Below are 14140 nucleotides of genomic sequence, written 5' to 3' on the forward strand. Positions count from 1 at the left end.
GTATGTCCACTGTGCGAGCGACAGGGCTCTGCACCCATAAGAATCAGCCACTCGAAAGTGTGTCTTATGATGCACCCCATCGATAATAGAAGGGCCCTGCCTCCATGACCGACCGCCCCTCGGCCTCTTCCCCTTCGTCCCGGCGCAAGCCGAGGCGCGGCGGCAGGCGAGTCCTGCGCATCGTGCTGCTGACGACGGCGGTCCTCATCCTGGCCGTCGGCGGCGTCGGCTGGTGGACGTACAGCCACCTCAACGGCAACATCGACAGCGTCGACCTCGACCAGGCCATCGGGGACAACCGGCCGAAGAAGGTCGTCGCGGGCGCCCAGAACGTCCTGGTGCTCGGCTCCGACTCGCGGGCCGGGGCGAACGGGGACCTCGACCACGGCGATGTCAGCGGCGCCCGCTCGGACACCGCGATGCTGGTGCACATACCCGAGGGCCGGGCCAGGGCCACCGCGGTCAGCATCCCGCGCGACACCCTGATCAACCGGCCCGAGTGCAAGGACGGCGAGGGCAACACCGTCAAGCCCGCCAACCGGGTCATGTTCAACTCGGTCTACTCCCTCGCCGGCCCCGCCTGCGTGGTCAAGACCGTGGAGGAGATGTCGGGGATCCGCGTGGACCACTTCGTCGAGGTGGACTTCGCCGGGTTCAAGGGGCTGGTGGACGCCCTGGGCGGGGTCACCGTCACCCTGGACAAGCCGATGAGCGGCGCGAAGGGCGGCCTCAAGCTGGACGCGGGCACGCACCGGCTGAACGGCACCGACTCGCTGAAGTTCGTCCGCACCCGCTACGGCTACGGCGACGGCAGCGACCTGGGGCGCATAGGCCTCCAGCAGCAGTTCATGATGGCCATGCTGTCGGAGATCAAGAGGCAGGACGCCCTCGGCAACCCCGCCCGGCTCTACAAGCTCGCGGACGCCGGCACCAAGTCGCTGACCACGGACTCCGACCTGGGCTCGCTGACCGCCCTGGCCGACTTCGCCCAGAGCATGAAGGGCGTGGACCCGGACACCATGGAAACGATCATGCTGCCGGTGGCCTACGACAAGGTCGACCCGAACCGTGTCGTCGTCGCACAGCCCCAGGCGGGCCTGCTGTGGGAGGCCCTGCGCACCGACCAGAAGATCCCGGCCGAGGCGAAGAAGTCACCCGCCAAGGGCTGATTCCGAAGCTCCCTCAGAACTCCGCGCCGCGCCCGACCTTGTGCAGGCGGCTGTTGCGGCGTCCGTACAGGAAGTAGACGAAGAAGCCGATCACCATCCAGATCCCGAAGCGGATCCAGGTCTCCGTCGGCAGGTTGAGCATCAGCCACAGCGAGGCCGCGATCGACAGGATCGGGATCACCGGCACCCACGGGGTGCGGAAGGACCGGTGCAGATCGGGGCGGGTCCGGCGCAGGACGATCACGCCGAGGGCGACCACCACGAAGGCGAACAGGGTGCCGATGTTCACCAGTTCCGCGAGCTTCTCAAGGCTGGTGAAGCCCGCGACGACGGCGATGAGCACACCCAGCAGGATGGTCGCCCTGTAAGGGGTGCGGTACTTCGGGTGGGTGACGGAGAAGACGCGCGGCAGCAGTCCGTCACGGCTCATCGCGAAGAACACCCGGGTCTGGCCGAGCAGCAGGATCATGCACACGGTGATCAGGCCGACGGCCGCACCGAGGCTGATGGCGCCGGCGAAGAAGGGCTGGTCCACCGACTTGAAGGCTTCGGCGAGCGGGGCGCTCGCCGACATCTGCCGGTAGTCCTGCATGCCCGTGACCACCAGCGTCACCGCCACGTAGAGCACCGTGCAGATGAGGAGCGAGCCGAGGATGCCGCGCGGCATGTCCCGCTGGGGGTTCTTGGTCTCCTCGGCCGCGGTGGCCACGACGTCGAAGCCGATGAAGGCGAAGAAGACGAGAGAGGCCGCGGTGAAGATGCCCATGACGCCGAAGTTGGTGGGTTCGTAGCCGAAGAGCACCTGGACCAGCGGCGCCTTCAGGCCGCTGCCCGCGGGTTGCGGCTCGGCCGGAGGGATGAACGGCGAGTAGTGGTCCGCCTTGATGAAGAACAGGCCCGCGATGATGACCAGCAGCACGACGGTGACCTTGATGGCGACGACGATCGCGGTGATCCGGGCCGAGAGCTTCGTCCCGACGACCAGGATCGCGGTGAGGGCCAGGACCAGCAGGAAGGCCAGCAGGTCGAAGGTTCCCCCCGCGTCGGGCCCGGCCAGCGCGACGGGCAGGTCCCAGCCGAGGTTGGTGTGCATGAGGTGGCGCACGTACCCGGACCAGCCGACCGCCACGACGGCGGTGCCGAGCGCGAATTCGAGCACCAGGTCCCATCCGATGATCCAGGCGGGCAGTTCACCGATCGAGGCGTACGAGAAGGTGTACGCCGAGCCGGCCACCGGCACGGTGGACGCGAACTCGGCGTAGCAGAGCGCCGCGAGGGCGCAGACGATGCCGGACGCCACGAAGGCGAGGGCGGTGGCGGGCCCGGCGTTGTTCCGGGCTGCGATGCCCGTGAGGACGAAAATGCCGGTGCCGATGATGACGCCGACGCCGAAGACGGTCAGGTCCCATGCGGACAGGGACTTGCGGAGCGCGTGTTCCGGCTCCTCGGTGTCCCGGATGGACTGTTCCACCGTCTTGGTGCGGAAAGGACTGTTGAGATCCGTACTCACCGACGTACCTCCGTACGGGGACGCACGCGAAAGGGCCGGGAGGCCCACCTCCTTCAGGGTGATCTCCCGGCCCGTGACGTGCAACCGCGCCTCGGCCCTCTGGCCCAGTCGCCGGCCTAGTCGACCGCGGCGGCCGGCTCGCTGTCGAAGCGCCCGTCCAGCTTCGCCACCAGACCGGTGACCTGGCGCGCGATGTCCGGAGCGGTCAGGCCGATCTCCGCCAGGATCTCCTTGCGCAGGGCGTGGTCCAGGAAGCGCTGTGGGATGCCGAAGTCGCGCAGCGGTACGTCCACACCGGCGTCGCGCAGCGCCTGCGAGACGGCGGCGCCCACACCGCCGGCGCGGCCGTTGTCCTCGACGGTGACGACCACCCGGTGCCGCTCGGCGAGCGGGGCCAGCGCCTCGTCGACCGGCTTGACCCAGCGCGGGTCGACCACGGTCGAGGAGATGCCCTGCTTGTCGAGCAGGTCCGCGATCTCCAGGCACATCGGGGCGAGCGCGCCGACCGAGACGAGCAGTACGTCCGGACGGGTGACCTCGGGAGCCGGGGGCCGCAGCAGGTCCATGCCGCCGATGCGGCCCACGGCCGGGACGGCCGGGCCGACGACGCCCTTGGAGAAGCGGACCACGGTCGGGGCGTCCTTGACCTCGACGGCCTCGCGCAGCTGGGCGCGCAGCTGCTCCGCGTCGCGCGGGGCGGCCAGCCGCAGGCCGGGCACGACCTGGAGGATCGACATGTCCCACATGCCGTTGTGGGAGGCGCCGTCGTCGCCGGTGACACCGGCGCGGTCCAGGACGAAGGTGACACCGCACTTGTGCAGGGCCACGTCCATCAGGACCTGGTCGAAGGCGCGGTTGAGGAAGGTGGCGTACACCGCGAAGACGGGGTGGACCCCGCCCGTGGCCAGGCCGGCCGCGGAGGTCGCACCGTGCTGCTCGGCGATGCCGACGTCGAAGATGCGGTCCGGGAAGGCCTCGGCGAACTTGTTGAGGCCGACCGGGTGCAGCATGGCGGCGGTGATGCCGACGATGTCGGGGCGCTCGTGGCCGAGCTTGACCATCTCGTCGGCGAAGACCGAGGTCCAGCTGGCGGCGGCGGTCTTGACGGGCAGACCGGTGTCCGGGTGGATCACGCCGACCGCGTGGAAGCGGTCCGCCTCGTGCTCCAGTGCCGGGGTGTAGCCGCGGCCCTTCTGGGTGAGGCAGTGCACGATGACCGGGCCGCTGAAGCGCTTGGCGCGCTGCAGGGCGGACTCCAGGGCCTCGATGTCGTGGCCGTCGATGGGCCCGATGTACTTCAGGCCGAGGTCCTCGAACATGCCCTGCGGGGCGATGAAGTCCTTGAGGCCCTTCTTGGCGCCGTGCAGGGTCTCGAAGAGCGGCTTCCCGACGACGGGGGTGCGCTCCAGGATCTCCTTGCCGCGGGCCAGGAAGCGCTCGTAGCCGTCCGTGGTGCGCAGGGTGGCCAGGTGGTTCGCGAGGCCGCCGATGGTGGGGCCGTACGAGCGCTCGTTGTCGTTGACGACGATCACCAGCGGGCGGTCCTTGGCGGCTGCGATGTTGTTCAGCGCCTCCCAGGCCATGCCCCCGGTGAGCGCGCCGTCGCCGATGACGGCCGCGACGTGGTGGTCCTCCCGGCCGAGGACCTCGTTGGCCTTGGCGAGGCCGTCGGCCCAGCCCAGCACCGTGGAGGCGTGCGAGTTCTCGATCACGTCGTGCTCGGACTCGGCCCGCGAGGGGTAGCCGGACAGGCCGCCCTTGGTGCGCAGGCCGCCGAAGTCCTGGCGGCCCGTGAGGAGCTTGTGCACGTAGGCCTGGTGGCCGGTGTCGAAGAGGACCTTGTCCTTGGGCGATTCGAAGACCCGGTGCAGGGCGATCGTCAGTTCGACCACACCGAGGTTGGGGCCGAGGTGCCCGCCGGTCTTGGAGACGGCGTCGACGAGGAAGGACCTGATCTCGGCGGCGAGCTGCGTGAGCTCCTCCTGACTGAGCCGGTCCAGATCGCGCGGTCCCTTGATGCGGGTCAGCAGCACCCGTGCCTCCTTGCAGTTGCTTGCTGGTCTGTCGAGTCTAATGTTCCGTCGGCGAGCGAAGTCATCGGGCTGCCGCAAGCGGGTCACAGCTCTGTGATACCTGTACACATCACCCTGATGTCACACATCACATTCGGGCGTTTACCCACACAGCTGTACGTAAGGCAGCTGTGCCGGCGCACGCACATGTGCCCGGCGCCACACGGAGTGGCACCGGGCACTGTGGCCGTTCTTACCGTTCCTACCGCTCTTGCCGCACCGGGCGCGGTGTCAGGCGCGTCCGGCCGTCTTCTGGGTCTTGCGGGTGACCGAGTCGATGACCACGGTCGCCAGCAGCACCGCACCGGTGATCATGTACTGGATCGGCGTGGCGATTCCCTCAAGGGCCAGACCGTACTGGATCGAGGTGATCACCATGACACCGAGGAGGGCGTTCCACGTGCGGCCGCGGCCGCCGAAGAGGCTGGTGCCGCCGATCACGGCCGCCGCGATCACGTTCATCAGCAGGTCGCCGGCGCCGGCGCTCTGGTTGGCCGCCGCGATCTTGGAGGCCCAGAACAGGCCGCCGATGGCCGCGAAGGTACCGGCGATGGCGAAGACCGCGATGCGGATCCCGGTGACGTTGATGCCCGCACGGCGGGACGCCTCGACGCTGCCGCCGAGGGCGAACACGTTGCGGCCGAACGTCGTGCGGCGCAGGACGAAGTCCGTTCCGACCAGCACCACCACGAAGAGCACCACCGCGAGGGGCAGGCCCTTGTACTGGTTGAACACCGCGGCGGGGCCGAAGGTGAACAGAGCGAGCAGGCCGGTGCGCAGCACGAGCTCGCTCATCGGGCGGGACGGGACCCCCGCGGCCTGGCGGCGGCGGTTGTCGTAGAAGCTCGCCAGGAAGTATCCGACCACGGCGACCGCCGCGAGGCCGTAACCCGCCGCCACGTCCGAGAAGTAGTACGTGGTGAGCTGCCCCACCACGCCGTCGGAGTCGAGGTTGATCGTGCCGTTGCTGCCGAGGATCTGCAGCATGGCTCCGGACCAGAACAGCAGGCCGGACAGGGTGACCGCGAAGGCCGGCGCGCCGATCTTGGCGAAGAAGAAGCCGTGGATGGCCCCGATCAGGGCGCCGCCGCCGATGGCGAGCAGGATCGCCACCCACTCGTTGACCCCGTGGGTGACGGCGAGGACGGCGACGATCGCGCCCGAGACACCGCTGACCGAGCCGACCGAGAGGTCGATCTCGCCGAGCAGCAGCACGAAGATGATGCCCACGGCCATCATGCCGGTGGCCACCATCGTGATCGCGATGTTGGTGAGGTTCTCCGGGGACAGGAAGTTCGAGTTCAGCCCCTGGAAGATGCCCCAGATGATGATCAGGCCGATCACGACCGGGAGGGATCCGAGGTCGCCGGCCTTCATCTTGCGGCCGAACTCGCTCAGGTAGCCGGCCAGGCCCTGCTCGCGGACGAGGAGGCGCGGGTCCACCACGGGAATGGCGTCCGCCGGGGCGGCGGGGTTGGCCAGCTTGGCCACCTCTTCCGCCGCGGTGTGGTGTTCGGTGCTCACTTGCGAGCCTCCCCGGTACGGGCCGCCCGGCGGGTCACGGCGTTGTCCGTGGCTCCCGTGATGGCGGAGATGATCTCTTCCTGCGACGTGTCCTTGACGGCGAAGACACCGTTGTTGCGGCCCAGCCGCAGAACCGCCACCTTGTCGGCGACGGCCTTCACATCGGCCATGTTGTGGCTGATGAGGATGACGGCGTGGCCGCGCTCGCGCAGCCGCTCCACGAGGTCGAGGACCTGGGCGGTCTGCTCGACGCCGAGGGCGGCGGTGGGCTCGTCGAGGATGACGAGCTGGGGCTCGCCCAGCATCGAGCGGGCGATCGCCACGGTCTGGCGCTGACCGCCGGAGAGGGACGCGATGGGGATGCGGACACTGGGGATCCGGATGGACAGGGTGGTCAGGAGCTCGCGGGCGCGGCGCTCCATCTCCACCTCGTCCAGGACACCGCGGCGCTTGAGCTCGCGGCCCAGGAACAGGTTGCCGACGACGTCGATGTTGTCGCACAGCGCGAGGTCCTGGTAGACCGTCGCGATGCCCAGGTTCTGGGCGTCGTGGGGCTTGTTGATCGAGACCGGCTTGCCCTCCCATTCGATGACTCCGTCATCGATGGGGTGGACGCCGGCGATCGTCTTGACGAGCGTGGACTTGCCGGCGCCGTTGTCGCCGACCAGGGCGACCACCTCGCCGGAGTGGATTTCGAGCTCTACGTCGGTGAGCGCCTGGACGGCACCGAATCGCTTCGAGACCCCTCGCAACGCCAGCACGGGCGCAGCGGACACATGAACCATCTCCTTCGCCGCCTGACCGGCGGGGATGTCGTGCAGTAAGTGCAGGAGCGGGGTGGGTGGGGGAACGTTTCTGCCCAGCGCCCCGCCGCCGGCGGGGGAAGAGGGGCGGGGCGCCGGGCAGGCGCGTGGGGTCCTGGGGACCGGAGGCCGCGGGGGCGGGCCTCCGGCCGGCAGGACTGGGGCCTCGCGGGCCCCGAGGGGGCCGCGTGGGGCCGGACACCGGCCCGGACCGGGCCGGGAGGGCTACGTATTTCTACGTATGCCCCCGACCGGCCTACTTCAGGCCGAGGGTGGCGCAGGCGGCCGCGTACTTGTCGGTGCAGATCTCGTCGGCCGTGTAGACACCGTCCTTGATGACAGTGTCCTTGATGTTGTTCTTGGTCAGCGAGACGACCGGGACCAGGACCGAGGGGATGCCCTTGGTGGTGGGGCTGTCGACCGTGGAGGTGGTGACGCCCTCAAGCTTCTCGCCCTTGGCGAGCGCCACGGCCATCTTCGCGGCGGCCTCGGCCTCGGGGGCGTAGGGCTTGTAGACGCTCATGAACTGCTCGCCCGCGACGATGCGCTGCACGCCGGCGAGTTCCGCGTCCTGGCCGGTGACCGGGGGCAGGGGGGACATGTTGGCCGCCTTGAGGGCGGTGATGATGCCGCCGGCCATGCCGTCATTGGCGGAGTAGACGCCGATGATCTTGTCCTTGCCGAGCGCCGAGATCGCACCCGCCATGTTGGTGTTGGCGTTCTCGGGCTTCCACTCCTTGGTGTCGTACTCCTTGCCGATGTTCACCTTGCCGTCGAGGACGGAGTGGGCGCCCTTCTTGAACAGGGCGGCGTTCGGGTCGGTGACCGACCCGTTCATCATCACGATGTCGCCGTCCTTGGCCTTGTCGCCCAGGGCCTCCAGCAGGGCCTTGCCCTGGACCTTGCCGACCTCTTCGTTGTCGAAGGAGGTGTAGGCCTCGATCGGGCCCTCGGCGAGGCGGTCGTAGGCGATGACCGGGATGCCGGCCTCCTTGGCCTTCTTGACCGAGCCGGCGATGGCCTTGGAGTCCACGGCGTCGATGACCAGGACGTTCACCTTGTTGGTGATCATCGTGTCGACCTGGGAGTTCTGCGTGGTCGCGTCCTGCTTGGCGTTGGCGTAGACCACCGTGGCCTTGCCGTCCGTGAGTGCGGAGACCTTCTTCTCGAAGAGCGGCTTGTCGAACTTCTCGTAGCGCGCGGTCTGGTTCTCCGGCAGGAGCAGACCGATCTTGATCGCACCACCCGCGGTGCCGGAGCCGGACTCCTTCGGCTTCTCGCCGGCCTCCTTGGCGCTGCCACAGGCGGCAAGGGAAGCGGCCATTGCGGTGGCGGCTACGGCTACGGCGGCTCTGCGCATACGCGTGTTCATTTCTTGAACCTCCCTGACGAGGCCGCAACATTGCGGCCGAGGTGAGCGTGAGTCAACCTCGGCCGCAGTTTGTCGTCAAGGAGTGAATCCTTAACGAGATGACAACGGTGCCATCCGTTATCTAACTGAAGACAAGAGAGGGCGCCCCGGCGTATCGGCCAGAAGGGTCGAATCGCCCATCTCGCTCAGCACCAGGGCGAGCGCTCCGAGCACCTCGGCCCTGCCCCCCAACGAGCCGGTGAGGACGGAGAGTTGGCGTGCCGCGCTGGGGATCGCGTACCTCCCCACGGACTCGCGTATGGGGCCCAGGACCAGTTCACCAGCCTCGGCCAGGGAGCCGCCGAGCACCACGCGGCTCGGGTTCAGAACATTGCACAGATTGGCGACACCACTACCCACATGGCGGCCCACGTCGGCGATCACCCGGCGGCATCCCGGGTCACCCTCCCGGGCGAGTTCGACCACCCGCTCCATGGTGAGGTCGGGCCCGTGGGTGCTCTGGAGCAGCGGCAGCACGTAGCGGGCCGCCGCGAAGGTCTCCAGGCAGCCGCGGTTGCCACAGCGGCAGACCGGGCCGGACTCGTCCAGGGTGATGTGCCCGATCTCGCCGGCGGTGCCGCCGGGCCCCCGGTAGATCTGTCCGTTGATCACCAGGCCGGCGCCGACACCGCTGGCGACCTTGATGTACGCGAGGTCCTTGACCCCCCGGCCACTGCCCCACACCAGCTCCCCGAGCGCCCCGAGGTTGGCGTCGTTGTCCACGTAGACGGGCACGCCGAGGCGCTGGGAGAGCTCCTGGCGGGGGTTGATCCCGGCCCAGCCCGGCAGGATCGCGGTGGAGCCCAGGGTCCCGGACTCCACGTCGATCGGACCGGGGACGCCGAGGCCCACGCCGATGACCTTCTCCCGGCTCACGCCTATGGCGGCGATCAGCTCCCCGACCAGCGCTTCCGCCCGGTTGAAGCCGTCGGCCCAGGAGGCGTCCACGTCGAGCGGGGCGGCCTCCTCGGCCAGGACCTGGTGGGCGAGGTTCCCGACCGCCACCCGCAGGTGGGTGTGGCCGAAGTCCACGCCGATCACGATGCCCGCGTCACCGCTGAGCGAGACGCTGCGGGCCCGGCGGCCGCCCGCCGAGGTGTCTGTGACCTCGACGGTCCCACCGTCCTTGAGCTCGCGGACGATGTTGGAGACCGTGGCCGCCGAGAGTCCGGTGGACCGGGCGATCTCCGCCTGGGTCAGCGAACCCGCGAGCCGCACGGCCCGCACGACTCGTTCGAGATTCGCGCGGTGCAGTGACGACTGCGATCCGGGAGTCTGCACGACTCATCCACTCCTGCCCATGAACGACGGCCGGCCGTCGCCCCCCGGGCCGGCATCGCGGCTTGCCGCTCCGAGACGCCGGCGTCTCTCCAACTTGTGAACCTTAAGTCGAGCCTTTGCCCCTCCAGACGTCAAGAGGCTGAGACAGCACGAAACGGGCACTACCGGTCATAAGTATGAGAGACATCCTCAAAGATCGTGCTACGGGGCCACTGAGGCGCCGTTCCGGCCCGCGGCGGGCCGGCTGCTCGGGCACCGCGCCGTGAGCGGGCCGTGCCCTGAACGGCGCCGCGAGAGGCCGGGCACGCGCCCGGAAGGCCCGTCGGCCCGTGCGCCGACGCCGCCATGCCCCTGACACGCGACCCACTCGGCGCCGCGGCGCGTCCGCGCCCGGCCACGAGCTCGGTCGCCTCAGGGCTGGTCGTACCAGGAGAATGCGGCGATCCGCCAGCCCTCCGGGGTCCGGACGAACTGGAAGGTCTTGGTCCCGCCGCCCTCGAACGGCTCACCGTCCAGGAGCCCCGCCTTGCGGTACGTGCCGAACCGCGACGCGATGTCGCCTGCGATGTCGGTCCGCTCGGAGGTCTCCCATTCGGAGAACTCGGTCAGCCGGCCCTCGGCCAGCAGTCGCCGGCGCGGCTCGATGAACGCGTCCACGGTGTAGACCGCCAGGTCCGGGCCGGTCTTGACGATCACGCCGCCGGGGAGGACCAGCCGACGGATGCGGGCCACGTCGGCAGGTCGGCCTCCCCGGTTGTCGAAGGCCCCGAAGAACTCGGCGGTCAGCGCGTCTATCTCGTTCTTGGACATGGCGAGACCGTAACACCCCGCGCCCGCGGGGCCGTTGGGCCGGCGGGGCGGCTCCTGCGCCGCTTGAGGGCGGCCCGCTACTTGAGGGTGGCCGAGGTCAGTCCCGCCTGGATCTGGCGCTGGAAGGACAGGTAGACCACCAGCATCGGGATCATCGCGATGGTCACACCGGCGAACAGCACGGGCAGGTCCGTCTCGTAGCCCATCTGGTACTGGAGCTGGATCAGCCCCTGGGTGAGCATGTAGCGCTCGGGGTCCGATCCGGTCTGCGGCTGCATCAGCACCGAGGGCAGGATGTACTGGTTCCACTGGCCCAGGACATTGAATATCCCGACGCTGATCAGGCCGGGCTTGGCCATCGGCAGCATCACCTCGAAGAAGATCCGGGTGTCGGAGGCCCCGTCGATCACCGCCGCCTCGTGCACGGCCGTCGGGAGCGTACGGAAGAAGGAGTGCATGAAGAAGACGGTGAAGGGCATCGAGTAGGCCACGTACACCAGGATCAGACCGTGGTACGTGTTGAGCATGTCCAGGCGCTTGACCATGAAGAACAGCGGGACGAGGGCCAGGAAGACGGGGAACATCGCCCCGCTGACGAAGAAGTAGTAGACGAGCCGGTTGCCCGGAAAGGGGTAGCGGGCCAGCACGTACGCCGCCATCGAGCCGAGCAGCATGGTCAGCGGGACCGAGAACGCCATCACGATCAGCGTGTGGGCGAAGTAGTCGCCGATGCCCTTGTCCCAGGCCCGGGAGAAGGCGTCGAAATGCCAGTTCGAGGGCCAGCTGAGGGCCGATCCGCCGATCTGCGCGTCGGTCTTGAACGAACCGAGCGCCAGCCAGAGCAGCGGCAGCACGATCAGTATCGCCCAGACGGCGAGGAAGCCGTGCGAGAAGACGTTCAGCACCATGCCCTCGGAGCCGCGGGTCCCGCGCTCCTTGGGGCGGCCGCCGCCGGCCCGTTCGGCCGAGGCCTCGCCCGGTGCTTTGATCACTGTGGTCATCGGGGTCTCCCGCTCAGAACTCGATGCGCTCGCGGCGGGTGGCGCGCAGCGTGACGACGGAGAGGATCATGGTCAGGAGGAGCATGACCACGCCCATGGCGCAGGCGTAGCCGCTCTTGCCGAAGTACAGGAAGTTGCGCATCAGCACGGTGGCCATGACCTCGCTGTGGTGGTCGGGTCCGCCGCCGAACTGGCCGGAGGTCATCGTCGACACCAGGACGAACATGTCCATCGCGGCGATGCCGAGGTAGACCGCGGACGTCTGCACAGAATCCCACAGCAGGGGCAGCGTGACCTTGAGGAAGGTCTGGGCGCGCCCCGCGCCGTCGAGCAGGGCGGCCTCGTAGATGTCCTTGGGTACGGACTGCATGGCGGCCGAGAAGAGGACCAGGTAGAAGCCGACCCCGTGCCAGACCACCACCAGGAGCAGGCACCACAGCACGAGGTTCGGCCGGTTGAGCCATTCGACGGGGTGGGCCGGGTCGACGAGGCCCAGTCGGGCGAGGAAGCCGTTGAGGAGGCCGCCCTCGTCGCTGCGGTACACGGCGCCGAAGAGGACCGCGAGGATGGCGAGCGAGAGGACCTGGGGGAAGAAGTAGACGATCTTGTACACGCGGGAGCCGCGGACTCCGCGCACCCCGCCGGCCCCGCTGCGCCCTCCCGCGTTCACCATGAACGCGAAGAAGAGGGCGAGCAGGATCGTGACGGTGGGGACGAACACCAGGAGCAGCAGGTTGTGCCACAGGGCGCCGCGGAAGACCTCGTCCTTCAGCAGGGCCGCGTAGTTGTCGAGGCCGACTAAATCGAACGTCGGCGACTGGCCCGACCAGTTGGTGAAGGAATAGCCGAACGTCTGGATGTACGGCCAGATGACGAACGTCAGGTACAGGGCGAGCGGAAGGATGAGGAAGCCGGTGATGAAGCCGGCCCGTCCTCTGCTCTGGGCTACTTGGCTCATGGTGTCCGTCCCACGGTGTCCGTCCCCGGCGTCAGCTGCGGCGGTTGTTCTTCGCGTTCGGGTCCTTCGCAGCCTTGTCTACCGCAGCCTGGGCCCGCTTGATCCATTCCTTTGGCTGGATCCGCTTCGCCATCAGCTCATTGGACGCGTTCTGGATCTCGGTGTCCATCTCGCTGTACCAGTCGGGGTAGAGGTAGTTGAAGGTGTTCTCACCGGCGGCCTTGACGGCCGCCACCGCCGAGGCGGTACCCGGGCGCAGCTTGACGCCGGGGTCGACGCCGTCCTTGACCACGGTGAGGGAGTTGGCCTGCTGGGCGAAGACGGTCGACCATTCGCGCGACAGCATCGAGCGCAGGAACTCCAGGCCCGCGGCCTTGTTGGCGGCCTTCTCCGGGACGATGAAGGGTTCGCCCGCGCCGGCCCGGATGGCCTCGAAGGGGAGCTTGCTGTCGGCGAGCAGCGGGATCGGCAGGAACTTCATGTCGAAGTCCTCCGGGGTCTGCTTGAGCTGCTCGTTCTCCAGCCAGGAGCCGGAGGGGATGAAGGCCGCCTTGTACTGGTTCCAGGCGGTCTGGGACTCCGTGTGGGTGAGGCCGTTGGTGCCCGCCATCAGCAGGCCCTTCTCGACGAGCTCGTACACCGCCTCGATCGCCGCGAGGGCCGCGGGGTTGCCCTCGAAGGCGTTCGGTTCGAGGTTGTCGATCGCCTTCATGGCCTCCAGGCCGCCCTTCTTGGCGATCAGGTCCATGATGACGACATTGATGTAGTACGGGTACTTCCCCTGGTGGGCGAGGCCGCCGATGCCGGCGTCCTTGGCCTTGGTGCAGATGTCGAGGAACTGGTCCCAGGTCTTCGGTTCGGTCCAGCCCTTCTCCTTGAAGAGCTTGCCCGAGTACCAGAAGCCGTAGACCGTGTAGACGTAGTAGAGGGCGACGAACTTGCCGCCCTGGGTTCCCTGTTCCACGGTGCCGGGGATCAGCATGTCCCGGACCTTCTTGGCTGGGTCGTCGAGCGAGGGCGCGTCGAGCACCGGGGTGAGCTCGGCGAGCTGACCGCCCTTGGCGAGGACGTCGATCTTGATCTGCTGGGCGCCGGAGTCGTCGACGACGTCCGGCGGGTTGCCGCCGTTGAAGCGCGGCTGGAGCTTGGCGGCGATCTCCTGGGTGCCCAGGTGGGAGCTGGTCGTGCCCCACTTCTTGTCGAAGGCGGCCTCCCAGGACTTCGCGTAGTCGTCGCCGAACCCGCCCTTGAAGACGACGACGTCCAGCTTGCCGCCCTTGTTGACGCCGAACGGGTTCTCCTTGGTCACGGGCGCCTTGCCCGGTCCCTTCGTGGTCTCCTCGCCGCCGGAGGCGCAGGCGGACAGGAAGCCCATCGTCGGCACGGCGATCAGGCCGAGTGCTGCGGAGCGCTTGATCAGGTCGCGGCGGCCGAGACCGTCACCGGTGGATCCCATGCTCATGTCCTCGCCTTCGTCAGAAGTGTGAAGGAGGCCGGAAAAGCACGGCGGTTGCCGTGCACGCGGACATCACCGCAGCTCCCCGCCCATCCCCCGGTCCGGTGCCGTTCACAGCGCGGCGGGCCGGACGCGCACAGGTATA

Annotated in this window: 11 protein-coding genes; 1 reads left to right on the forward strand and 10 read right to left on the reverse strand. The window is 68.5% G+C overall.

Going from position 1 to position 14140, the window contains the following annotated elements; translation table 11 throughout:
- Positions 1-104: 104 nt before the first annotated feature.
- Positions 105-1169: an LCP family protein gene (locus AC0666_RS23355; RefSeq protein WP_361712744.1), complete on the forward strand. Its 1065-nt coding sequence runs from the start codon at positions 105-107 to the stop codon at positions 1167-1169.
- Between the two features lie 13 nt (positions 1170-1182).
- On the opposite strand, the gene AC0666_RS23360 is transcribed toward AC0666_RS23355, so the two are convergent.
- The 10 genes from AC0666_RS23360 to ngcE all read right to left on the reverse strand — a co-directional run bounded on the left by AC0666_RS23360 (position 1183) and on the right by ngcE (position 13995).
- Positions 1183-2679, reverse strand: coding sequence for an amino acid permease (locus AC0666_RS23360; protein ID WP_468971564.1), 1497 nt, complete (start codon positions 2677-2679; stop codon positions 1183-1185).
- Positions 2680-2795: 116 nt separating this feature from the next.
- Complete coding sequence (gene dxs / locus AC0666_RS23365) at positions 2796-4712, reverse strand: 1-deoxy-D-xylulose-5-phosphate synthase (protein WP_468585368.1); 1917 nt, start codon at positions 4710-4712, stop codon at positions 2796-2798.
- Between the two features lie 270 nt (positions 4713-4982).
- Entirely contained in the window at positions 4983-6275 is a 1293-nt protein-coding gene (locus tag AC0666_RS23370) for a sugar ABC transporter permease (protein ID WP_468585367.1), read from the reverse strand.
- On the reverse strand, positions 6272-7060 hold the full coding sequence (locus tag AC0666_RS23375; RefSeq protein WP_356847032.1) for an ATP-binding cassette domain-containing protein: 789 nt from the start codon (positions 7058-7060) through the stop codon (positions 6272-6274). Before AC0666_RS23375 ends, AC0666_RS23370 begins: the two co-directional genes overlap by 4 nt.
- 274 nt (positions 7061-7334) lie before the next feature.
- Positions 7335-8450: an ABC transporter substrate-binding protein gene (locus AC0666_RS23380; protein WP_478708227.1), complete on the reverse strand. Its 1116-nt coding sequence runs from the start codon at positions 8448-8450 to the stop codon at positions 7335-7337.
- A 117-nt stretch (positions 8451-8567) separates the two neighbouring features.
- Complete coding sequence (locus AC0666_RS23385; RefSeq protein ID WP_468971559.1) at positions 8568-9770, reverse strand: ROK family transcriptional regulator; 1203 nt, start codon at positions 9768-9770, stop codon at positions 8568-8570.
- Positions 9771-10181: 411 nt separating this feature from the next.
- Positions 10182-10580 carry a nuclear transport factor 2 family protein gene (locus AC0666_RS23390; protein WP_468971557.1) on the reverse strand — a complete coding sequence of 133 codons (399 nt, stop codon included), beginning with the start codon at positions 10578-10580 and terminating at the stop codon, positions 10182-10184.
- Between the two features lie 77 nt (positions 10581-10657).
- Complete coding sequence (locus AC0666_RS23395) at positions 10658-11581, reverse strand: carbohydrate ABC transporter permease (protein WP_468971555.1); 924 nt, start codon at positions 11579-11581, stop codon at positions 10658-10660.
- A 13-nt stretch (positions 11582-11594) separates the two neighbouring features.
- Positions 11595-12539, reverse strand: coding sequence for a carbohydrate ABC transporter permease (locus AC0666_RS23400; protein ID WP_468971553.1), 945 nt, complete (start codon positions 12537-12539; stop codon positions 11595-11597).
- 31 nt (positions 12540-12570) lie between these two features.
- On the reverse strand, positions 12571-13995 hold the full coding sequence (gene ngcE / locus AC0666_RS23405) for an N-acetylglucosamine/diacetylchitobiose ABC transporter substrate-binding protein (RefSeq protein WP_478708252.1): 1425 nt from the start codon (positions 13993-13995) through the stop codon (positions 12571-12573).
- Between the last annotated feature and the right edge of the window lie 145 nt (positions 13996-14140).

It is taken from the genome of Streptomyces sp. NPDC043680 (assembly GCF_056436685.1).